The sequence below is a fragment of the Rhodopirellula sp. MGV genome (genome assembly GCF_002251265.1).
GTDB classification, from domain to species: domain Bacteria; phylum Planctomycetota; class Planctomycetia; order Pirellulales; family Pirellulaceae; genus Stieleria; species Stieleria baltica_A.
The window spans coordinates 81,556-105,374 of record NZ_NPDI01000075.1; the positions used below are offsets into that span (position 1 = coordinate 81,556).

The following is a 23,819-nucleotide window of genomic DNA, read 5'->3' on the forward strand; positions in this document are numbered from 1 at the left end:
CAGACCACTGGCAAGAATAGCGGGTGAGGCGATTTGATGACAAGAGAAATGAACACGGAACCTGGAGACCTGGGCAGGCTCGCGATCGTTGCCACCGACCACTGACGTCCAAATGAATGCGCGCCTACCGAAAAACGGATCATCCTGACCACACCAAAGATTCACAACGTTCGAACACATCTGCGTAAACCATTGCCATAAAGGCACTTAAAGAATCTCCACTGTTGTTGGCACAAGCGGTGCATAGGTCTAACGCCGTTACCCAATCCAAATTTGACGTCCGCAATGACGCCGGGCGAGCACGAACCGCTTCGGAGATCACGAATGATTCACACCACCAAATCCATCGCCTCGATCGTCTGCCTCGTCCTGGTGTCTGCAGCCCCTGCAGCTTTTGCAGGACATGATTCGCCACTCTACGGAGCGGCCGACGACTACCGTGACGCGGTCTGTGACTTCGAACGATTGGTGCTTCGCGAAGACTTTGTCGAGCGGTGTGACGAGCGTTTGGTGGATGACTTGGAAGACAGCACCAGTGATTTGCGATCGGCCTCGCGCGACACACGCCGACCGGAACGATTGTTCGAACAATTTGCGACAACCGAAGCGCTGCACTTCCAAGTCCAACAAACGTTCTTTGAAAGCCATCGGTACCCTCATTGCTCGCGGTTAGAAGCAAGCTGGCAAGTGGTCAGTTTGCGGATGTCGCACTTAGCTGCAGAGTTTCGAAACTTCGAATCTGCGATTCACCCAACAAGTTGCGTCACTCCCGCGATCGTTTCACGATCACAGACGTCCTTTCGTCCAGCAGTTCCCAATCGTCTCAATGGGAATCGAGTTGAGCTTCAAATCAGCGTCCCTCCACGGATGCCATCACGATTTGACCAACCCTCGAACCACCACGGAACATTCTACCGTTCACAGGTAGTGACGCCCCCCTCACACAGCCACCCTTCGTCTTCCGTGAATCGACGATCCCATTCGGAGGGTTTCCAACGCCATGACAATCGTTACCGGCGAGCAGAGACCAACGTTTCTGCCGGCGACGAAATTCGCCGTGCGATCGTTGGGGCATTGCTTCAACGTCTATGAATCGACGCGGAGTAAAAACTATTCAAAAACCCACTGAAAACCATGGCGGTCTCCGGCGGGTCTTGTTGCTCTCCTTTTCTGCAAGACAAGCAGCGAGCCAGGCACTGCAAGTGAACACTTCCGTGTCGGATACATGCGAAGTGATCTAGCGTCCAGGCTCTTCTCCACGCTGTGCCTGCTCATTGCTTGGCCTTGTCGTTCCTTGAAGAGAAGCATTTTCAAGACCGCCGGGCACGACCGTAATGGGGCAGCTCTACTCGTGCAGTAGAGAATTGCGGACGTGTCCGGCTTTTCTTTTTTGCTGACTTGTCGACCGAGTCTCTTAGCAGCCAGCCGGACGAATCCGAAGGTCCGCATCTTCAAACAGCAATTTCGGGGGGCACAAAACAGCTTCCGAGAGCTGATGATCGTGAGATTTGTCACGAGAATTCGAAAAAAAACATCGGTTCGTGAGATAAATTGCGCGGGTGGTTTGCTTGAGCCGAAGACAATCAAGGCTATCGTCGAACTACCAAATTGACGATGAACGTCTGCTTCGAACGCCATTAAGCCTCGATAGTTACAGTGGATCCAGCCTTACCCACTACCGACATGACTTCAACCGACCGATCGCTGGTGGTTGCGGTTCGTGATGGCAATGAGCAAGCGGCTTCGATCCTATATGACCGATATGCGCGTCGAGTATTCGGTTTGGTACGATCAAAAATCGGAACCAAGATCGGCGTGGTCACCGAGCCGGAAGACATCGTTCAGTCCGTCTTTAAAAGCGTCTTTCGCGGGATGCAATCGGGCAACTATGACGCGCCGCCCGGATCGACGCTCTGGAATTTGCTGGCCGTAATCGCGGTTCGCAAATTAACCAACCAGGCGAACCACCATACTCGCCAACGTCGAGACATCAGCCGAAACGTTTCACTGGAGGCGGCATCAGATGGCATCAAAGACTCTATTGACCAGACATCGATGGAGTTTTTGGAAATCTGCATTCGCGAGTCACTTGAATCGCTCCGGCCGATCGATCGTGAGATCTTAACCTTGCGAATCGCTGGCCACAGCATCGAAGAGATTCACCAAAAAACAAACCGCAGCCGCCGGACGATAGAACGCAGCCTTCAACGAAGTCGCGAACAATTGGCGGAGCAGTTACTCTCTGAATAGCAATTGCTGCGGTGGCGAATCCTGGCGACACACTCTTTTGCGGGCGAACGAATATCTCAACGTTTGCACCTTTTTTCTAAATTCGCTGGCGGGCGATTCGCGGGTTTGCTGCTCCACCCAAGATAGGAATGGTTCGGCCCGCCGCGTAATCGCTGGCCCAGGTTTATCCCTGATTTTGGACTAGGCTCACCGGATGATTAATCGAGGCACCTTCGACAGGCTTGATGAAGCAATCGACGAATTCGAAGCCTCGTGGACGCCAAATTCGACCGCAACGATCGAAGACTTGGTTGCCCGTTATGGTTTGAGCGATGACCACGATGCGATAGCAGAGCTAATTCGGATTGACATCGAACTTCGATATGAAAGCGGCGACACGATTGAGCTCGCTCAATACCTCGATCGATTTGATCTTCTCCAAGATAGGCCGGACTGTATCGCCGAAATCGCTTTCGAAGATTTCCGTGCGCGCTCAGCCATGGGCTATCCCGTAACGGTTACGAGATGGAAAGACTTACCGGGAGTTCGTAGCGAGCCTTGGTTTCAAGACCTCGCACGGTCGGCGAGACGCCAGGACGTTCAACGTCAACTCGACGAACTACGTACGAATCCCAACGAAGACGCCGCCTTCCAAGCCGAACTCGCCTCGATCGGATTCCAGTTGGTTCAGCAAATTGGGAGTGGTGCGTTCAGCCACGTTTACCTTGCCAACCAATCGGAACTCGCCGATCGATATGTCGTCCTGAAAATCGTCGGAGACACGCTTGCAGAACCCGAACGGATGGCGACTCTGCAACATACAAACATTGTTCCGATCTACTCCAGTCACCGAGTGCTCTCACGAACGGTGATCTGCATGCCCTACGCGGGCAGCGTCACACTGGCAGATTTCTTAAGCAATCGCACCGAAACGTCACAACGTAGTGGCGAAAGCTTGGTCGGAACTGTCGAAGCGAGAATCCAAGACACCAAAGTCATGGTGGTCGACGACGAAACTCAGTTGCCGCTGGCAATGTTCCCGCGAATTCCTGCGGCAGACGAAGTGAACGCCACACGGCCGTTGGAACGTTTCAAGTCACTCGATTGCGATGAATTAGCGATCTCCATTTTCTCGCGCCTTGCCGGGGCACTTTCCCATGCACACGTGCGTGGGATATTGCACAACGATTTGAAACCCAGCAACGTTCTGGTTCGAAATGATGGCGAACCGGCGCTGCTCGATTTCAACCTTTCACAAACTATCGGGCAAAAAACACACCGACGGGCCGGTGGAACGTTGCCATACATGTCTCCGGAAATGCTCCGCGCATTGATGGGCGCCGGTGACCAGCCCGATGCGACATCGGACATTTATTCGCTCGGTGTGATGATGTACGAATTCGTCACCAGCCGTCTTCCCTATGCGACACCGAACTCGATTGCCGAAATTGATTTGGCACCAGCGGTTGCCGACCGAAAGTCTTCACCGCGTTGGGATGCGAACGACACAGTCACACCCGGTTTGCGTTCGATCATTGATCGCTGCCTCTGTTTCGCGTCAGAGCAACGCTATGCAAGTGCGGACGAATTACATGTTGACCTGGTCCGCGAACAAGACCGTCGATCCTTAGCACACACCGACGAGCCCATCGGGTGGAAGTTCAAAAAGTGGACCCGGCGGCATCCCCAACTACTGTCTGCATCAATCGCATTCGTCTTGATTCTGGCATTACTGGTTCCCGTTTCGATTGCACTACAGAACAGCAAGAAAACGATTGACCGTCTCGACGGCCAGCATCGATTCGCGAATTTCTATGAGGCATCGAGTGACTACCTTGCCGAAGTAATGACGGATCCGGGCCGTCAAGATGTCGAAAGCATCGAGCGTGGACTTGCGTTGTTCGAGACGTTCAAGCTTTCAAGCTCAGACGAAATCGAACAGATGGTTCATGCGTTGCCAGCGACGCAACAGCAAAAAGCAAGAGACAGCCTGCTAATCTTCACCGTTCACTTGGCAATCCTCGAACAAAACAATCTCTGGAAGCAAAAATCACTTCAGGGTATCGACGAAACAGACCTTAACAGCCTGGATCAGCTGATCACCATCGCTGACTACCTCGACGGCGACTCCGCATCACGCGCGAAGCTCTACTTGCAATCACAGCGTGCGCGTCTTGTCGACGATATCGAGAGACAAGTGATGCTCGAATTAGACGCGATCACGGTCCCCGCCCAAACCGACACGGAAGTTTATCTCGACGCGGTTCGTTTGCTTTCGATTGGGGACTATAGTTCGGCTTCTGACCTGCTAGCGATTCTTGCCGACCGCGACACCGTTCCGTCGGCGCTTCGCTGGACACTTCTAGGACGGGCCCAATTTCAGGATGAACAATTCGACCAAGCGAAGTTGTCGTTCACGCAGTCGCTGGAACGAGCGCCAAATTCGGCCGAACTCTGCGTGCTCCGCGGACGCTGCCACTACCGTTTGGGCCAAAAATCAGCGGCAGAGCGTGACTTTCGACGAGCCATCGAGCTCATTCCAACCAATTCGGCCGCCTGGTATTACCTCGGCTATGTCCTACGTGACCAAGGACAACTGAAACCTTCGCTGGAGAGTTTTCTTGAAGCGGCAAGGCTTGCCCCCGATCGTATCCGCCCCCACTTGCAAGCCAGTCGCAACTATCAATTGCTTGGCGATGACGAGCTTTCAGAGCAAAGCCTTGAAACAGCTTTCAAGCTCGAATGCAATGATTTGGACAACCTGCTAACGCGTGGGCTCGCCAACATCAAACGCGAGCGTTATGAACTTGCCTTCGCTGACTTTGAATCAGCACTCAAAATCAATCCTTCCAGTGCACACGCTCGATTGCAACTTGCCTGGACACAAGCGACGTACTTGCATCGCTATCAAGATGCGATCGCAAATTACAAAATTCTCCTCGACATTCGCCCCTACGACGAACGGGTGTTAATCAGCATCGGACTCGCTTACCTGCGTGAAGGCATCCACGATCTAGCGTTGGCCTACACCAAGAAGGCGATGGATCCGCCCAACTCCCCGAGGACGATGTACCAAGCCGCCTGTATCCATGCGGTGATCGGCCGGCCGATGAATCGCCGACGTGCGATTAGCCTTTTGACAGAAGCTGTCAAACACGGTTATCCGGCTGAAAAACTCGAATCCGATGAAGACCTCCAATCGATTCGTGACACCGAAGAATTCGAGACGATCCGAAAATTCCTGGGCAACTCAAATCGACGCGTTTCTGAATCCGGCTCTGACTTCGATCCAGACTGAAAGCCCTGATTTACCCGACTGCCGCACCTCCGCTTATCAACGCTTTTGCAGCGAACGACAAGGAAGCCAACCATGCATCGCACAACGAAGAAGAATCGTTACTCGCAAATCAAACTCGAAAGCCTTGAACAACGGCGACTGTTAACCACTTTCGGAGAAGCTTGGCCCAATGAACGCGAATTGACCATCAGCTTCCCCGCTGACGGCGTCGCGATCGGCCACGGCGAAAACGAAATTGACAGCCTGCTCGATCAAGTTGCCGCACGACAAGACTGGCAAGAACTGTTGCTGCGGGCTTACCAAACCTGGTCGATCCATTCCGGTTTTAATGTCGGCTTGCGCAACGATTTTGACCTCCGTTTCGGTACACCCGGGCTGACCGTGGGCGACCCACGCTTCGGCGAATTTCGCATCGGTGCATTTCCACAATCAGGCTTGGTCGCCAGCAGCATCCCATTTCAGGCGATGGCCGGTACACACTCGGGCGACCTGTTACTCAATTCCAATCAAACGTTTACTTACCACGATTGGCAAGACGGAATCGCCCCCGATCCCGCGACGATCGAGCCAAACGACCGTGATCTATTCAGCTTGTTTTTACATGAAACGGGCAACACGCTTGGCGTACCAGACAACGATATGACATGGTCTGTCATGTTCGGCCAATACACAGCTCCCAAGGGATCCCTCGCTCAGGAAGACGTAGCGGCAATTCAAGCTTTGTATGGACATCGTGTCGACCCCTATGAACTCGTCGACAACGGTCAAGTTCAAGTCGCAACCCTGCTTGAAACGCCCGGTGATTTTGATCCCGCGTCACAGGTTTTGCGGACCCGCGGAAGCCTGAACGACGGCCAGGACATCGATGTCTATAAATTGTCCCCGTCGCCAACGCGAACGAAGTCACAGTCAGGATTCGCGCCGCTGGCGTCAGCCTCGTGAAATCGCAATTAGAAGTACTCGATGCCTCTGGCAGTGTTCTTGCCACTGACATCGCCAATTCCGTGTTCGACAATGACAACGAACTGACGATCAGCGGAATCACCGGACAAAGTGAACTTTACATCCGAGTTTCTCCGGCCGACACCAGCGACATCTATTCGGTAGGCGACTTCTTTCTCGAAGTCGACTACCGTGACGCCGCGACACGGGCGAGCGATTTACTGCGCAGCCCTTACGATAGTGGAGCCGACGCGCTGTTTGCCGGTTTCGACATGGCAGATTTCGAATCTGGCCAAGACGATATCCTTGCGAACGCGAACGCATTGACGTCGCAACCGACGCTCGATTCGAGATACGAGTTCGAAGCGTCTGTGTCGTCAGCGAATGATGTCGACTATTACAAGATCACGGCACCGAGCGATGTTTCTGGAAAGCTGATCGTGCATCTTTCCGCTGTCGGGATTGATTCGCCGAGTTTGAACATGCAGGTGGTCGATTCGACGGGGACACCGGTCGGCACCGCCGGGCGTGTACGTGCCGACGGCACCATCAGTATCGAAGTCGCTTCGCCACAAGCGTCTGAAGATTACTACATACGCGTCAGTGTCGACACCAGTTCCAGCGTCAGTGTTGGCAACTACATCACGGTTGCCGAATTCGACAACGCAGCCGCGACGATGCACCACCTTTCCGATGGCACCGTCGATGCTGACGTTGATAAATTCATTCGTTGGGAAGCGTGGAAATCGAAACTCTTTCGATTCGACCTTGCGGGCATCGGCGCGGACGCCGGTCAGTCCGTGCGTCTTACTATCTACGACGCACACACACGAGAAATCAAACTCGTGGTGCAAGCCAATTCTGACGTAACTCGATCAGCAATGGCATGGCTGCAAGAAGGTGAATACATCCTGCGATTTTCGTCCATCTCAAGCGGAAGCAATGCCAACCTTGGTATCGACTATTCATTGGCCGTCAACGGAATATCTGACGACCAAGATGATGACCCATACGATACCGGTGATGAACCGGATTACGATGCCTACAACTACGACTATCGAGACTACTACGACTACTCGGATGTCTACGCCTATGGGCCAAGCGAGTACTACTACTATTACTACTATGGATACTACGTCTAAGACGCCGAGCTCGGTGACTTCATGAAGGAATCAGACTCTGTGAGTGCCATCGAACCGTCTCTCGACTTGTTCATACGGTCGCTTCTGAAATCAGTGTCTCCCAATGCCACTGCGTCCGAAGCGACCATCGTGGGTGACTGCCATCGGCAACTACGTCAGCGTGTCAGCCATCACCGCAACGATGAACACGTCGCCGCAGCCGCCCCGGTGGTTCATGTCGTCGTCGCAGATTTGCTTCGCCAAAAAAAGCAAGACCAAGCGGTCGCTATTCTGTTTGCTCATGCGGACATGGAGAACGATCCGGTTGCGAACCGATTGCGAGCGTACGCATCGCTAGCGGCAGGCGACCTGGACAGTGCTCACGAAACGCTTGAACGATCGATCCAACTGGATCCTCATCAGGCCGAATGCTGGTACCTGCTGGGCAAGATCGCCGAGACGAAGGACAATCCAAAAGCAGCGTTAAAGTACTACGAACGCGGGTCGTTTTTCGATGACGAACAATACTCGTCCACACTGACTCTTGCGGAGTATCATGAACAACGCCACGACCTTGGCGAAGCTATTCACGTTATTCGCGTCAATCTCATCCGCGACGCACGCTCGGCAAAGCTCAATCGCACGCTTGCAGGACTGTTAGAAAAACGCGCGACCAACTTGGCTCGCCGCAGCCGATACCGGATGGCGAAACGTTTGCGTCTCGAGGCTTTGGAATGCTATGGCATTGTGAATGCTCGCGAACCCAGTCGAAAATCGCTGATCGCCGAAGGGCGTCTCCGGCAACAACTTCATCAATACGAAGCAGCAAGAGAGACGTTTGCAAAGGCTGTCAAACAGGACCCCGAGTCATCGATTTCGCTCAGCTATCTCGCCAGCGCGAATGTTGACTTTGGCGAAATCCCGACCGCTCTCAAACTGTTTGAAAAAGCCATAAAACAGGATCCTGATCGCGCCGAAACGCACTTCCGATACTCGCGTGCAAAGAAGTTTGAAGACAACGCTGCGACACGACAATACGCTAAGTTGCTACATCGCCTGATCGACCAATCTAAGCCTCGCGAGCAAAAGCAAATCAGCTTGAATTTCGCACTGGCAAAGGTCTACGACGATACAGGTCGCTATCAAGAGGCCTGGCAACACTACCAGCGTGGCAATCAGGTCAAGGCCGATCGCAACCGGGCGAAAGCGGAGGCGAACATACGTGGCCGGTCACTCGACCTTGCGATGTCCGATATCGTCGATCGAGCGATCGATTTCTTTACCCCGGAAATATTTTCAAAGCTCCGCCACCTTGGCAATCCTTCTGCGATGCCGATCTTTATCGTCGGGATGCCGCGGTCGGGCACAACACTGACCGAACAAATTGTCAGCAGTCATCCCGATGTTGCCGGTGCTGGTGAACTGTCTTCGATTAGCCAAATCCGATTTCATGCGTCCCATGTGGGCAACGCCCAACCGAGTCGCAACAATCCAAACAGCGACCGCCAACGACAGTACCCTGATTGCTTGGCCTCGATTGACGCGGTTGATTTTAAAGGCATGGGGCAAGAATACCTTGACGAGTTGGCAGCGTTTGCCGGTGATGCCGCACGAGTCACCGACAAGATGCCAACGAACTTCTGGCATCTCGGTCTGATCGGCATCTTATTCCCGAATGCAACGATCATTCATTGCCAGCGCAATCCGATGGACGTGATGGTTTCTTGTTTTTGCCAAAACCTAAACCCGCCGTTTTGCGATTTCGAACAGATGATGACTTACCATCGCGACTACCGCCGGATCATGCGTCACTGGGAGAAGGTTCTGCCACAGCCGATCTATCACAGTCGGTACGAGGAACTGGTAGCGAATCCCGAATCGAAGTCACGCCAATTGATCAATCACTGTGCACTCGAGTGGTCGGAACAATGCCTGACGTTCCATCAAAACGATCGAGCAGTTCACACACCGAGTAAATGGCAAGTCCGCCAGCCGATGTATCAATCGTCGGTCGAAAAATGGCGCAAATTCGAATTGCCTCTTTCGAAGATCGCCGAGCAACTGAATCAGGAATTGGCCGCCGAAGCGACCTTGACCGAGTAACGAGCTAGCAAGCGATCGCGTTATTCGAAATCAACCCGAATTCGAGTTTCCGGTTGTGGCATCCAATGACGGACGCCCTCGTCGCCAGAACGAATCGTGGATGCCTCCAGGAACCAAGCGTCACCGGGTTGGATCGGCCCACACAAACTGCGCAGCTCGATCGCAATTTCACACACGACGCCTTCGGGTTGTTCGCCGGTTGCCAAATACCATGTCGGATCCCATGGCAGCACACCGTCTAGATCGTCGCGAGTCCGTCCGTCACGACTGCAGGTAAAGTTCATTGAGGTCAACAAATCCTGGTCACAATCCAAACCGATCTTTAGCCGATCGACATGACGCAGGTCAGCGTCGCGGTAATGACGAATTTCAGTTTGCCCACTGGCTTTGAATTCTTCCTGCGGAACGATCGCTGACAAATACAGGTACTCATCATCCCAGGCCAATGCGATACGAATCGGCAATGCCCCAGCAGACGTCGCCGCGGAACTCTCCCAGGCAAGCTGCCACATCGCCTCGTCAAGCTTCCCATCAAGTTTAGGCGGTTGCGACGTCCGCTTCGCGACGGCAACTTGCCCCGAACGAGGTTGCAAAAGTTTCGCCCAAGCGGTGCTTTGACTCGCGATCTGCCGAAGGGCACCAGATGAAATCGTGCTTGCCGGCAGATCACCCTGGTTTTCTTGCTCAACTGTGTGATGCTGTCGTTGCTTTTCGATCGCAGCGTTGACGATCCGAGTCACCGGATGCATTTGCCAGGCAAGGTCCAGTTCTTGCCCAGTTTGCTTGGCGTTTTGCGCCGCCAGATCATTTCCATATGGATCCGAATCGGCAGGCATCATCGCAGACGTTTGCACGACCGACGGACCGCTTGACTGGCGGTTCTCTACGCTGCTCTGGAAAGGCGATACGATGCTGGAGTGCCCCGACTGCCCAGGTAAGATTTCGCGGGACTTTGAATCGAGTTGTGCGTACTCATCACCGCCAGTTTGCTGAACATCGTGCAAACGTTCATCGGGAACGATGCCTTCGCGACTCCTCTGCCAACTGGCCCATTCCAAACTGGTTGACCGAGTTCTCGCATAGAGCCCGGCAAGCTGTGCCGAAGAGGTGTCGGGAAAGTGTTTTTCAATCGCAAGCAAGACAGTCGGCAGGCTCGGGTGATTGCGTGCCTGTGCGGCAACCATCCATGCCAAGCGAAAACGATCCAAACGACTGGTTTGCGCGAAAAGTAAATCCAACGACTTGCTAAACGCGGTTGAATCAGCAGACGAACGTTTCAACAAGTCGGCGATCATTGACTGCTGACGCAATCGCCCCTGTACCACTTGTTGTCGGCGGCGACTGGCGGTTACCTGTCGTTTCGGCAAGCGACACGTTGCATCAAGTTTTATTCCGTCCGACAAATCATCACTACGCGTGAGTTGATTCCCTGCGGCATAGACGGTGTTGAGATAGATCCCTTGGCTCGAGCGATTCGCTTGAGAAAGTTGAAAACTTCGATCAGCCCAAATCTGGCAATCGATGTCGAGATCGTCAGCAAGCGTGCCCATTTCTGACAGCAACGCGTTCCGGTGCAGAAGTGTCTCGCCGGCACCTTCACGTGAAAACTCAACGACCTTGCTGGAGCTACCCTGCGCGGCAAACAATCGAATGCGGTGCCGCAGATCGGCAGCAACGGATGCGTCAACGGCGACGATCGGAGCCTCATAAATTGCCAGCAGCCCGGACAAGGATTTGTCACTGAAATCCGTCGCAAGATCACATCGTTCGATGGAAGCGACCCCCAGATTCATCGCCATCTGACGCATCGCAGGATCAATCGGACCGTTGGCCGAAACCAAGAGATTGCATCGCAGACGTTGCTCCAAGGCCTGACGCCCAACAAGCGCCCAGGGGATACTCTCGAGATCCTTGCAGATGACAAGAAGCCCACAATTGCCGGCTTCTCGCACCGAGTCCCAAGTGCGGCCACCGTCATTTGATCGAAAGATCTGTCCATGATCGCCAGCGCACAAAAATGTTTGCTCATCAATTTTGCATGACATGCGAACAAGGCATGGCTGCCCCACAATTTCCCGCCACCGCTGACAACGCTCAACCGTGATGTGACTGAACCTGTCTCGTTCCGCAACCGATTCGGTCCCATCCGCTTCGATTTCGTCGGACCGGATTCCCTGCCAACTCTCACCTCCGTCAGTGGACAGAAAGACGTCGTTTCCTGTGATCGGGTCGCGTTCGCCGAAAGCGACGATGCCGGGTGCCCGGCGAGAGTTGGACGTCGAAGAACGCCCTGTGAACTGGGATTCCCACTGCATCGACCAGAATCGCGGCAGATCATCGATCGCTGCCCTCCTCCAGGTTTGTCCTTGATCTCGGCTAACCAAAACAACTCCGCGTGAGATCGCGGTGACGGGATCCTGTCCGCCTCCCACGGCAATGACTCGATTGGAATCGAGCCAAAAGACGTCACTCAGCGAACATTCCACGCCACTAGCGACATCATTCCAAGTTTGGCCAGCATCATCGCTGCGGAGCATCAAGCCATGGTCACCAACCGCAACGCCAACCTTTGCAGCATTAAATCGCAAACAATGGATCGTCGCCGCCGAACGCAACACGTCACTGTCACAGTAATGAGGCGTATCGAGTGCGTGCGGGGCATCGGTGTCATTGGAATCATTTCGATTGGAAACGGCCTTCAGTGTGGGAGCATCGCGAAGCGGCCACAGGCCGCCGCCCGAAGGTGACTGCGAAAACGCCCTGGGACTTCCAAGCAGCACCAACGGGGCAATAAGAATCACCAGTCCGGCGGTAAAGCACTGCCCAAGTGACGGCTTCCCACCAATTGGCGTCGACCAGAAACTGAGAATTTGTTTTTTCATGAAGCCCATCCTTTGACCCAACCCGATGCCGCCATCAGAGCGGCCCAACCGAGAACCAAATTTGCTAGCGTGTACGCTGTTGATGCCCCCCACTGCCCATCTTCGGCGAGCACAGACGACTCGGAGGCAAAGGTGGAAAACGTTGTCAGTGACCCTAGAAATCCAACACGAACGGCTAAAATAACGCGCTCTGTGACGACCGAATCCGGCACCTGAAGGGCCGATATCCCGCCTAATAGGGCACATCCTAAGACGTTGACAATCGTGGTGCCATAAAGGGTATTCCCCCCGGGGACGGCTGCCGCAGCCAGGGTAATGCCGTATCGGCAAAGCGAACCGGTTGCGCCAGCTATCGCGATTGCCAACAAATTGAACCAAGTACTCATCGTGTCCGCAGGTTTTACGCATTGCCTAAGTTTGGGCCCCCACTTACGTTACCGTTTAGATTCGGAAGTTCTGTCGGCTGCGTAAATGTCAGTTTTTTTCCCGAACGTGGACTGAGACGGCTGACCAGCGAACCGCTGCCGGAGTTTTCGTGTCGCACGAGACGCGTGAATCCCTACTCGTGATTCCTGTTTTTCCCCATCTTTCGCAAGAACATTCCCCTGCCATGAGCACTGCAGAAGCTGCAAACACTGATAATCGCGTGATGACCGGAGCCGACATTGTTGTCAAGTCTTTGGTAGATCATGGCGTCGACGTGCTCTTCGCATATCCGGGCGGATGCAGCATGCCGATTCACCAGGCGTTGACGCGTTTTGGTGATTCGATTCGTACGATTTTGCCACGACACGAGCAAGGCGGCGGTTTTGCCGCACAAGGTTATGCTCGGGCAACCGGACGAGTCGGTGTGGTGATGGCGACCAGCGGCCCTGGTGCGACGAACTTGGTCACCGCGATTGCCGATGCAAAACTAGACAGCATTCCGATGGTTTGCTTGACCGCCCAGGTCCCCACCAAGGCGATTGGGTCGGACGCATTCCAAGAAACCCCGATGGTCGAAGTCTGCCGTGGGATCACCAAACATCATTACTTGGTGACCTCGATCGACGATTTGCCGCGCGTGATGAAAGAAGCTTTCCACGTCGCCAGCTCCGGTCGCCCCGGCCCTGTTCTTGTTGACCTCCCAAAAGACGTCCAGCTTTCGGACGTTACCGAAGTCGACCTCGACCCGCCGATGGACTTGCCCGGCTACGAGCCAGCCCCACCTGCAATTCCGGCCGAAACCGTTCGCCAAATCGCCGCCGCCATCAAACTGGCTCGCCGCCCCGTGATCTATTCCGGCGGTGGAGTCATTCTTGGCAACGCTAGCGAAGAACTGCGTGATTTCATCAACAAGACCGGTATCCCAACCGTCACGACGATCATGGGTATTGGCTCGGTTCCGCCCGAGAACGAGAACTCGCTGGACTGGCTGGGAATGCACGGCGCTGCCTACGCCAACTACGCTGTTCGCGACTGTGACTTGCTGATCGCATTGGGCGTTCGATTTGATGACCGCGTGACCGGCAAGGTCGAGGCATTCGCCAAAGACGCGAAGATCATCCACATCGACATCGACGGATCGGAGCTGAACAAGAACAAGGAAGCGCACATCCCAGTTCGTGGCGATGTGAAACAGGCTCTGACGGAACTCAACAAAACCGTCACACGCTGCGACATCGATCCGTGGCGAAAGCACTGCACCGAACTGAAGGCGAAGTTCCCCTTCAAGTACGACACCGAGTTCGACGGCATCCTGCAACAGCACGCGATCCAAACACTCAGCGACATCACCGCCAACATGAACACCCAAATCAGCGTGGGTGTCGGACAGCACCAAATGTGGGCGGCGCAGTTTTACAAGTTCCGTAAACCTCGTACCTGGCACAGCAGCAGCGGCTTGGGAACGATGGGATTTGGTTTGCCAGCGGCAATGGGCATCCAGGCTGCTTTGCCAGACGCTTTGGTCATCGACATCGACGGTGACGGCAGCTTCCAAATGAACATCCAAGAACTGGCAACTTGCTTCTGCGAAGAACTGCCCGTGAAGGTGTTCTTGCTGAACAACCAACACCTTGGAATGGTCGTCCAGTGGGAAGACCGCTTCATGGACCGCAACCGCGCCCACACCTACTTGGGCCCAATCAGTCACGACGAAGCTAGCGGCAACAGCACCGCCGAACGCTTTACCTATGCCACCGAGCGGTATCCGAACTTTGTTCAAATCGCCAAAGGCTACGGATGTGGTGCGGCAACGATTCGCAAGAAGTCGGACCTGGAAGGTGCGATCAAAGAAATGATCGAGCACAAAGGCCCGTACCTGCTGGACGTCGAAGTGCCTTACCAAGAGCACGTCTTGCCGATGATCCCAGGCGGAATGACCGTCGACGACATGATCATGAAATAGGCCGCTTCAGTTAGCCTTTGTTGATTGGCGACCGTGAAATACCAACGAAAACCGCCCGGTGCATGCCGGGCGGTTTTTTTGTGAATCAAGATCAATTTGAATCAAAGGCCGGCCTTCGCCCTAAAGCGTGAACCCGCTGCTGGTCAGCCACTGAAGGGATTCCTGGTACGCATCCCCAACCTTCGAAAATCCGATGTTTGTGCCCGTTGTGTTCCCTCGCTCGTAGCCCAACACGCTTTCCAGAACATCACCCATCGGACCAGAATGCTCCAGCAGCGCCTCGTTGATTTCGCCAGCCAACGGCAACAGTTCAAGCACCTCGTCCATTGGCTGATCTAGCATCGCGTCAAGGACGGAAAACAACCCTAGGGTGTAGTATCGTTCGGGAGTGTCGCTGTCGATCGCCTTGGCAAGCAACTCGCACGTCTTCGCACGCGTCATTGCCAAATTGATCAGCTCCTTTGGCTTGCTCTCATCCAAGCCAGTCAAAACTAACATCGATGCAAGTGAGCGAAGTCGCTGTATTCCCATCAAAGCCGTTGCCTGCTTCAACGATTCGATCTTTCGCGTCGTACCGGCTCCGGCAGAATTCACAAAGCGGAGCAATCGGTACGACAAATTCGCATCCATTTGAATCGTATTTTCGACATCGGTCGGCGTGATGTTCGGATCTTGCAATTCAGAAACCAATCGAATGACCGCCGCAACGTTCGACTGCATTTTCCCGCGACTGATCACCTGCGGCTTACTAAAGAAATAGCCTTGGAACAGATCGCAACCGACATCCACACAGAGTTCGTACTCGTCCTGCGTTTCAACCTTTTCGGCCAAGATCGTTTTAATGCCGCTGTCTCGAAGACGTTGCACGTGATCTTTCAATTCGTCTCGTGGTATCGCCGGGAGCTCAATTTTGACCAGATCAGCCAAGCAAATCATCGGCTCCAGTTCGGGCCGATAGACAAAGTCATCTAGTGCGATCGTGTAGCCCATCTGCCGGAGCTCACGAAGTGCCTCGAGAACTTCTGGGTCCGGTTGGATGTCTTCCAGCACCTCGAGCACCATTCGGTCTTGTGGCAAGCAGTTCAGCGTGCCATTAAGCAGCAGGTTGCGAGTGGTGTTGATAAAGGCGAGCTTGTCGCCAATCAGCGTTTCTAGTCCGATGTCCGTGAAGGCACTCAGCACAACAGTTGCGGTCGCGTGATCGCCATCGCGGAAATCCGCCGCAGACGTTTCACTGGAGCGAAAGAGCAGCTCGTAGCCGTACACATCCTGCGACTGAGTGAAGATTGGCTGCCGCCCGACGTATGCTTTGTTCATGATTTCCTGGTGTGATTTTAGTGTCCAGGGGAAACTAGCTTTCGGGAAAACCAGGATGACTGAAATCCGCAGTCCTTGAGGGATTTCGGCCCAGTCCCGTGGAGGACATCGCAAGGTAAAAACGGCTTCTGAAAGCCTGACTTGTTCAATCCGCTCCGATGCTGACAAGTGCCGGCAAGATGCTTAGGTTGACCCATGTACCAATGACCAACGTCCACGCCACAAGTGTGCCAAAAGTTGCCGTCGGAATGAACTCACTCGTCGATAAAACACTGAAGCCCGCAACGAGAGCAATCGTTGCTAACAACACCGGCGCACCGATATTACCAGCGGCAGAAACGGCAGCCGCATCGGACGTGCGGCCAATCTGACGTCGTTTTCGATAGACCATTAACAAGTGCACCGATCCATCAATCGAAAGCCCGACTGAAACAGCAGCAATCATTGCTGCTCCCATATTGATCCGACCACCTGCGAGCGAAACCACGGACAACACCAAGAACGCTGGCAACAGATTGGGAACCAGCGCCGCCGTCGCTTGACGAAGACTGCGTGTTGCGCAACACATCAGCCCCCAAATCAAAAGTGCGGCCGCACCAAAACAACGCCATTGATCACTGACCAACTGATCGACCAAGCGAGTCATGATGACATAGTATCCTGTGACAAGTGGCGGCGACTCCGCGCGAACCGACTCCCAGGCCTGCAATTCTGCCTTCGCGATCTCCAGCGTCCGGTCCATCAGATGCCGCTTCTGATCCGCTGGCAATCCTTCGGGACTTCGCAACATGATTCGCAGTTTTCGATACCCGGGTGAATCTGACAACGGGTTCGAAATCAGCGCCCTGATGAACGATGGCAACCGGGTACGCATCGCTTCGATTCGCATTGCCGCGGGCAACCATTTTCCAGCAGCGGATCGCCCCACAACCTCAGTTGCATCGGCAAGGCTGATCGCCTTAGCTAGTCCATGCGACCCAAGTTCATCCAATAGTTTCTGCTCAAGCTTGCGGACATTGGCGAGTTGTTGCTGCGTAATCGGGTCCTGAACCTCAAGCACCAAATCCCATACGCCTGCGCCACCAAGATTGTCTTCAACACGCCCGTAATCGATGACGATCGCACTGTCGTCACGAAAGTTACTCAAGAAACTCGTTTCCGTTTCTGCATCGATCACAACAATGACCGTGCCGACCATCACTCCAACCGTCAGCAATGCGGTTTGCCACCGAAAACGAACAAACTGACTGGCCACACGAAAACACAACCGCCGCATCGTGCGTGTGAGTTGCGAGTGATACCCAAACTGGGAACGGGCAATCCTTAGCTCTGGCATCAAAAAGCAAATCGGTGAGAACAGCAAGATCGCAACAAAGACGGCCAAAGCAGACATCGCGACCATCAAACCAAACTGACGCACCGGCTGGATCGCCGAAAACCAAAGTGCGGCGAAGCCTGCCGCGTCGGTCGCGCAGGTCCAAAAGATTGGCCAGGCCATTGCGTCCATCACTTGTCGCGTTGATTCCTCGCGTGAAAAGCCACGCCTCCGCCGGCCATGGTACCGCACGCCAAGGTGCAACACTGCGGTGACGGCAATCACGGTGACGATGGCGGTCAGGATCGACGCGATCAGTGATAACTCGATCCCCATCCAGTACATGGTCGCTTTGGTGATGATCACCGTCCAGCCGATCACCAGCGACAGCAGCACCACCAAACGAAAGTCCAACAGCGAAACGATCACCACCAATGACAACAAAACAACGGTCGTGATCGCTAGACGATTCCCGTCGCGACGAACCAACGAAAACGCTTGATCGACCAAGACGGGTTCACCGATTAACGCGACATCGGAGACGCCCGGTTCGCTTTTCCACTGCTCAGCAATCGCGCGGATCTGGTCAACCGTTTCGGCAGATCGAGTTGATCGATCATCGCGACGACGGCGGCATGCGAAAAGTCAACTGAATGCGTGTAGCCGGAAAAGATTTCGTTCAGCCCACTGCCTACCGGATCGTCCGGACGCATTAACCGTGGCAACGGGTTTTCATCTGTTTCACCGATTCCAAACGGCAGCGCTACTGCGCCCATGCCTTCAGCGGCGCCATTCAATACCCAGGGCGACAACACGGCCGTCACTCCGTCGAGCGATTTTAATTGGCGGGTGAGCTGTTCACTCCGCCGCATCCCGGAATCGCTCGGGAGTGCCTCGTCTCGATACATCAAGACCAAAATCTCGTCGTTGCCGAACCAAGTCTTCAGGGCTTGATACTGCCGCAGCGTTGGGTCATCTTTCCCAAACAACGATTGAACGCTCTGGTCAGTCTGCAATCGAGTGGATGCAGGATAAGCGACAGCCAGAAGGACGATGCCGAGCACCGACAGAACGAATCGGCCACGGATTGCGTATCGAATCAAGGTTTGCATCGCGTCGATGCTACGTGGCAGCTAGGATCGTCGTCAACCAGTCCCCATTTGCTGTTGCGGATTCGGCTGGACAGCCAGTCGTGATCCCATACGCCCCGGCGAGCATTTCATTGGATTTCCTGCGTCATCACCGATACTTGTTGCTTTCGATTGTGGCGTGCCTACTCGTTCGCGGGGGGGGACTGTTCGTCAACAGCAATCGCTTCGTTGAAGACCCTGATGCATACCAAGCGATTGCATCGACGATCTCTAACCACGGGGTTTTTGGCTTAACCTCTCCGCAAAACGTGCCACGAGCGATCGCATTCCGACCGCCGCTTTACCCGTGGCTGCTATCTTGGATCGTGGTTGATGATGCGACAAACGGGTCCCGTGTCAGTCCGGTCTTACTGGGGATCTTTCACACCTGCTTGGGTTGCCTGACCGTTTGGCTCGTCTTTCTATTCGCACGTGATACCGCTCGAAGGATTCGCAATGTGTCGCCGCGTTCAGCCGATGTCGTAGCGTCCATCGCGGCACTGATTTTCATCTTCGACCCGATCCTACTTCGCCAGTCAATTGACGCGATGACAGAAACACTCGCCGCAACCCTGGCGATGGCTGTCATTTATTGCTGGTACCGATGGTCAATCGCATCGCATACGAAAACTCAACTCGCTTGGTCGGTTTTGCTTGGGACCTCGCTCGCCCTCGGTTACCTTTGCCGCCCTACCTTTTTGGTGTGGAGCGTCTTCCTCTGCGGCGCGATGCTTTTGAACATTCGCGAGCGCCGCTTGTTGCCCCAGCTTGCATTGACGGCTGGAATCATCGTCATCGCGGTCGCTGGATGGACGATTCGGAATCAACGCGTAACTGGGCATCCGGTCTGGGCCACTACGCATGGTGGCTACACTTTGTTACTGGGAAACAATGAATCGTTTTATGACTACCTGGCAGACAACACGTTTGGCGAAGCGTGGGACGCAACCCGCTTTATCAATGCCTACCAACACCGCTACGAGGGTGATCCACTGACCGCAGAGTTTTGGTCGAAAGACTGGCAAGGCCCAGTAACGACAGCGGTATCAGCGTCTGAATACGAAGATGACCGACTCGTCTACCAATCCGCGGTTGAAACGATCAAACGGCGCCCATCGCTATTTGTATGGGCGTCGATCGTACGTGTCGCACGTCTATGGAGCCCTCTCCCGCACGAAGTCCAAGGGCGATCACTAGTCGCCATCCTTGGTGTTGGTATTTTCTACCTCATGCTCGGAGTGGCAGTCTTGATTGCGATCGCTCGCCATTGGAAGAGTTTGATCGATCAACGCTTCTGGGCCATTGGCCTGCTGGCATTCACGCTGTCCGGTGTCCATGCGGTGTACTGGAGCAACATGAGAATGCGAGCTCCGATTATGCCAGCGATCGCTTGTCTGGCTGTCCTCGCATTCCCTCGCGGTCGTGACCTGCCAGAGTAAAATCGCTATTTCGTCTCGCTCAAAACGCGAGCGATATCGATCGGTACGATACCAGAGCGTTCAAGTTCCATCTTCAGTTTCGGCGTCATCTCTTCATGCAGGAATTGGACGCGAAAATCACGTTGGCCAGACTGCTTTAACCCACACGCAAAACTTGTCGTACTTCGTTCGCTTGGATTGAGTTGGTCGAACACCAAGGTCAAGATCGGCAGCGCATCACACTGCCCAACGATCATCACCTTGTGCCGGTCACGAAGCAGGCTGACTGTTTCGCGGGCGATCCAGTTCACCGCGTGGCTAGGTAGTGTTGCAGGCGTACTGTCTGCGAAGTCGCTTTCGGGAAGTGGCATCGAAATTGGCTTGTCGGTCATTTCCGATTGCGGCAATTGGTGATTCTCGTCCGCGGGGAGAATCAGGTGGCCAAGTGCCAACGCCGTTCGAGCAAAGTCGATGGCATGAAAGCCATATTGCATTAACTGTCTTCGTGTCGCGACCAACGCATTGGTGACGACGGAAAACCCGCCGCGCCCGCTGTATTCTGGAGCCCCATGGATGCTGCGGGCGACCGCATGATGTGAATCGGAAAGCGCAAAAAAGCTCAGCCCCCAAGCGGATTGCAGATCACGATTCGGAGTCGTCTCAATCGAATTGTGGGACGGTGCCCACTTACAAAACGAGGTCGAGAGCGTGGCATCGATCCCGGCCGATTGGCCGATGATTTGATACCCTTGCATACGGCTTCGATTTGCCGATCCATAAGTGATCTGTTCAACAAGCATGGCTTAGCTGTTTTGAATGGCCCAGTGCAACGGTTCGATGACGCCACGTGGCTGGATATGAAGTGGCAACCGCGAGAGTGCTCCCGAATTCTGGCTCATCAATATCGACGAACCAACGACACTTGCGCTAAAGACTTCATGTCGCGGAAAGTTTTGGTGACAGTAATCGCTAAAACGCGGCATGTTGTTTTCCATGAACCGACGTGGATCAGCTTCCGCTTCAGGACACGTGTCGCTTTTCGTGAATACGATCGCGACCGCAGGCGTCAGGTCGCGTGATTTGTCCAAGTGCGACAGACCTTGCTGCTGTGCAATGTATGAACCGAGTTTCATCGCGAAGAGATCTTCACGGGCACCGTTGTCGCGGACTTCGATGGAATCGCACAGCAACAGGAACGCAGACGTCCGCTCGACGATGTGCGATACCGCCGGATAGGTTCCCGGGCGTTCCAATTCCATCGCAATCGCTTCCCCGGCAAAGTCGGGAGCGACAAAGTCGACTTGTTTAACCTTTCGTTTCGCCGAATCGGTGACGACGCAGTGCAACCATTTCCATTGGTCGGATTCGTTTGGTGTCTTTTCGGGAAAGCGGCGATCTTCGAGTGCCGAGACGACTTGTTCTTGTAACCGCAAGGAGAACGCTCCGTTGGGTACACCTTTCAAATACTTTGCGCCGCCACAAAGCACGTCCAACAACAACCCGAGGTAGACGGTCTTGCCGGCGTTGCTCGGCCCAACAACGGAGATAAAGTGAGGACTGACATGCCGTTTAGCGATCGAACGGGTGATTTCTGCTGGCGTATTACAAACATCACAGAAGTCATCATCGCTGTTCATCTGGGCGTCACAGCAAACGCAAAGGACTACTTCGTCCGTTTGCGGGATTTCATAAGTGTCAGTCGTCATGATGGGTGCAAGCCTACCTATTTCGTCAGTAAAACCAGAGCAGTTTTAATCAAGGAGCAGAGACGTCTGGAGGGTCCAGCCCGTCTGCGGAAAAGCAACATCGGAAACCCAAGTTGGGCTTTCGAGCCGTCAAAGTATCTGCACTACGGCTTTGGCAAGTCGTGTGTGAGTGGAAATAGCTGTCGTAGGCTCCGCCACGGATTTCCGCCATCGAATCCTGCATGTGGACGGTGATCTCTTCCGTCGCAGCTAAAAGATACTGTGTGTTGATCCACTCCCAGACGTTTCCGACCATTTGACGGATACCATCGGGGGTGCTGCCTTTGGGGAAGTCATGCACCGACGCGATACAGTGGTTTCCCGATGCCCAGGTATTGGCAAAACTCGGGTCAAAGGAATTTCCCCAAGGATACCGTGCCTCGGTCAAGCTATCGCCTTTGCTTAGACTCCAAGTCGCCGCCCGTTGCCACTCGGCACTTGTCGGCAAACGCTTGCCAGCCCATTGTGCATAGGCATTCGCTTCGTACCAACAAACGCCACTTACCGGTTGCGCTTCGGTGCCGGGAAGTGGCCGCCCGTCTTTCCATAGTGCCGGTCCGGGGTGACGCGTTGTGTCCACGAATTGAAGCACTGTGGTCAGAATCTGCTCGGGCCAGAGGTGCACATCATCATAGCCGCCGTCATCGACGAAACGCTTGTAATCATGGTTGGTGACACACCAGCGATCGATGAACAGCGACTCGACTTCGCTGGTCCCAAGCATCTGCGGCACTAGCGTGAGGCCTTCCGAAGTGTTGGTGGCGTATTCACCTTGCAGGACAACCGTCCCACCAGGCACATAGGCCATGTCATGGTCGATCGCCTGCCACGCGAAACCGATCGATTCGGCATCAAATTGCACGCCATCCTGTGGTCGAACGATATGCGCGTACTGTCGGTTTCGTACCAACAGACGAATATCAGGTGGCGCGTTCGGGAAGTCGAGCACCGGTGGCGGGGCTGAATCCGCTTTCGATTTCGCTCGTCCTGGTGAGCGAAAGAAACTCAGTGGACGAGTAAAAAAAGTCGTTAAGGGCACGGTAGTCTCCAACAGACAGTTATCGATTGCGGTTCGACCGAAGTGCACGCTGCATTCGTTTGAACTCTTCAATTCGTTGACGCGACTGTGCGTCATTGGGGGAAGCAGGGTCGCTTTCGGATCCGTCTTGAGGGCGACTTTGCACGGCGTTTGGAAGGATCGGCCGATTCGCTAGCGGCGGCACGATGTGAGGTGCGGACTGCGGGATCCCGCCGAGATTCGCCGCCTGCGGTTCGGTCGCGGCAACGGGCAGATGGGAAGGACTCGGGGTCACTCCCTGATTCCCATCCGCGTGCGTCGGTTCGTGTGAAGCGGGCTGAATCGACGTCGGCATCGGGATTTCGCCAACCGACGACTCTGCGTTGATCGGAGGCGTCTCCACCCCCGCATGCATCGCCGCAGCAGGAAGCACCGGTGATGCATTCGTCTGAGCGGGAAGCACCGGACGTACCACCGGCACGACAGTGGCTTTGGATGACGCGGTGCGTCCGCCTTGCATTGACTTTCGACGCTCGGCCTCGACTTCCAGCCAAGCTTCCGTCAATCGTTTCGCCTGGTCACGAAGAGCCAACTCGCGTTCGGCCGTTCGTTTGCTCCATTCCGTCTTTTGCTGGTCAAGCTTTGCGATTGCCCCGGCGAGTAACGATTCTCGTTCGAGCAACTGAGCCGATCGATTGATCACACGCCGGATACGAATAATCCACTGGCGTGTAAACTGCTCAACGTCACCGGCGATCGAGCGAAGTGCCTCGACGTCGTGTGCGTCCAGCGGTGTCGATGGCCCACCTTGAAACGAACCGCCCGAGGAGGCGTTGGAGTGCAACGCCCCCGAACCGAAATGGTTCTTCGGTTGGTGTGTCGAGGTGAAAAAATCGTTGGATGCGGTCATCA

17 protein-coding genes are annotated in these 23,819 nt (G+C 54.5%); 8 read left to right on the plus strand and 9 right to left on the minus strand.

Going from position 1 to position 23,819, the window contains the following annotated elements:
* The first annotated feature begins 324 nt into the window (after positions 1 to 324).
* The 6 genes from CGZ80_RS26235 (at position 325) to CGZ80_RS26265 (ending at position 9,693) form a co-directional block, all read left to right on the plus strand.
* Positions 325 to 1,092 (plus strand): hypothetical protein, encoded by a 768-nt coding sequence (locus tag CGZ80_RS26235; RefSeq protein WP_143544172.1) that lies wholly within the window; start codon positions 325 to 327, stop codon positions 1,090 to 1,092.
* Positions 1,093 to 1,683: 591 nt separating this feature from the next.
* Positions 1,684 to 2,250 (plus strand): RNA polymerase sigma factor, encoded by a 567-nt coding sequence (locus CGZ80_RS26245; protein WP_094418652.1) that lies wholly within the window; start codon positions 1,684 to 1,686, stop codon positions 2,248 to 2,250.
* 193 nt (positions 2,251 to 2,443) lie between these two features.
* Positions 2,444 to 5,527, plus strand: a complete 3,084-nt coding sequence (locus tag CGZ80_RS26250; protein WP_094418653.1) for a protein kinase domain-containing protein — start codon at positions 2,444 to 2,446, stop codon at positions 5,525 to 5,527.
* A gap of 72 nt (positions 5,528 to 5,599) precedes the next feature.
* Entirely contained in the window at positions 5,600 to 6,469 is an 870-nt protein-coding gene (locus tag CGZ80_RS26255; protein WP_094418654.1) for a matrixin family metalloprotease, read from the plus strand.
* On the plus strand, positions 6,466 to 7,611 hold the full coding sequence (locus CGZ80_RS26260; protein WP_094418655.1) for a hypothetical protein: 1,146 nt from the start codon (positions 6,466 to 6,468) through the stop codon (positions 7,609 to 7,611). Before CGZ80_RS26255 ends, CGZ80_RS26260 begins: the two co-directional genes overlap by 4 nt.
* 39 nt (positions 7,612 to 7,650) lie before the next feature.
* Positions 7,651 to 9,693: a tetratricopeptide repeat-containing sulfotransferase family protein gene (locus CGZ80_RS26265; protein WP_158222859.1), complete on the plus strand. Its 2,043-nt coding sequence runs from the start codon at positions 7,651 to 7,653 to the stop codon at positions 9,691 to 9,693.
* Positions 9,694 to 9,713: 20 nt separating this feature from the next.
* On the opposite strand, the gene CGZ80_RS26270 is transcribed toward CGZ80_RS26265, so the two are convergent.
* Entirely contained in the window at positions 9,714 to 12,575 is a 2,862-nt protein-coding gene (locus CGZ80_RS26270; protein WP_094418657.1) for a hypothetical protein, read from the minus strand.
* Positions 12,572 to 12,961, minus strand: a complete 390-nt coding sequence (locus tag CGZ80_RS26275) for a fluoride efflux transporter FluC (protein ID WP_094418658.1) — start codon at positions 12,959 to 12,961, stop codon at positions 12,572 to 12,574. The genes CGZ80_RS26270 and CGZ80_RS26275 overlap by 4 nt, the downstream gene beginning before the upstream one ends.
* A 224-nt stretch (positions 12,962 to 13,185) precedes the next feature.
* Here CGZ80_RS26275 and ilvB point away from each other — a divergent pair, with 224 nt between their 5' ends.
* Positions 13,186 to 14,964 (plus strand): biosynthetic-type acetolactate synthase large subunit, encoded by a 1,779-nt coding sequence (gene ilvB / locus CGZ80_RS26280; protein ID WP_233148692.1) that lies wholly within the window; start codon positions 13,186 to 13,188, stop codon positions 14,962 to 14,964.
* A gap of 120 nt (positions 14,965 to 15,084) precedes the next feature.
* Here the strand turns inward: ilvB and CGZ80_RS26285 are convergent, their stop codons facing one another.
* From CGZ80_RS26285 to CGZ80_RS26295, 3 genes are all read right to left on the minus strand, one after another.
* A complete protein-coding gene (locus tag CGZ80_RS26285) occupies positions 15,085 to 16,281 on the minus strand; it encodes an EAL and HDOD domain-containing protein (protein WP_094418659.1) in 1,197 nt (398 codons plus the stop codon).
* Positions 16,282 to 16,426: 145 nt separating this feature from the next.
* Positions 16,427 to 18,178: an efflux RND transporter permease subunit gene (locus tag CGZ80_RS26290; protein ID WP_094418660.1), complete on the minus strand. Its 1,752-nt coding sequence runs from the start codon at positions 18,176 to 18,178 to the stop codon at positions 16,427 to 16,429.
* A complete protein-coding gene (locus tag CGZ80_RS26295) occupies positions 18,121 to 18,708 on the minus strand; it encodes a hypothetical protein (protein WP_158222860.1) in 588 nt (195 codons plus the stop codon). Before CGZ80_RS26295 ends, CGZ80_RS26290 begins: the two co-directional genes overlap by 58 nt.
* Before the next feature lie 14 nt (positions 18,709 to 18,722).
* On the opposite strand from CGZ80_RS26295, the gene CGZ80_RS26300 reads away from it, so the two are divergent.
* On the plus strand, positions 18,723 to 20,165 hold the full coding sequence (locus tag CGZ80_RS26300; RefSeq protein ID WP_158222861.1) for an ArnT family glycosyltransferase: 1,443 nt from the start codon (positions 18,723 to 18,725) through the stop codon (positions 20,163 to 20,165).
* 5 nt (positions 20,166 to 20,170) lie between these two features.
* Here the strand turns inward: CGZ80_RS26300 and CGZ80_RS26305 are convergent, their stop codons facing one another.
* Genes CGZ80_RS26305 through CGZ80_RS26320 form a run of 4 tightly spaced genes read right to left on the minus strand, consistent with a single transcriptional unit; the run spans position 20,171 to position 23,817 of the window.
* The gene (locus tag CGZ80_RS26305; protein WP_094418663.1) at positions 20,171 to 20,944 is read right to left on the minus strand and encodes a hypothetical protein; all 774 of its coding nucleotides are present in this window, start codon (positions 20,942 to 20,944) and stop codon (positions 20,171 to 20,173) included.
* Between the two features lie 3 nt (positions 20,945 to 20,947).
* Positions 20,948 to 21,850, minus strand: a complete 903-nt coding sequence (locus CGZ80_RS26310) for a TRAFAC clade GTPase domain-containing protein (RefSeq protein ID WP_094418664.1) — start codon at positions 21,848 to 21,850, stop codon at positions 20,948 to 20,950.
* Between the two features lie 49 nt (positions 21,851 to 21,899).
* On the minus strand, positions 21,900 to 22,928 hold the full coding sequence (locus tag CGZ80_RS26315; protein ID WP_233148693.1) for a formylglycine-generating enzyme family protein: 1,029 nt from the start codon (positions 22,926 to 22,928) through the stop codon (positions 21,900 to 21,902).
* 19 nt (positions 22,929 to 22,947) lie between these two features.
* On the minus strand, positions 22,948 to 23,817 hold the full coding sequence (locus CGZ80_RS26320) for a hypothetical protein (protein ID WP_094418666.1): 870 nt from the start codon (positions 23,815 to 23,817) through the stop codon (positions 22,948 to 22,950).
* Positions 23,818 to 23,819: the final 2 nt, after the last annotated feature.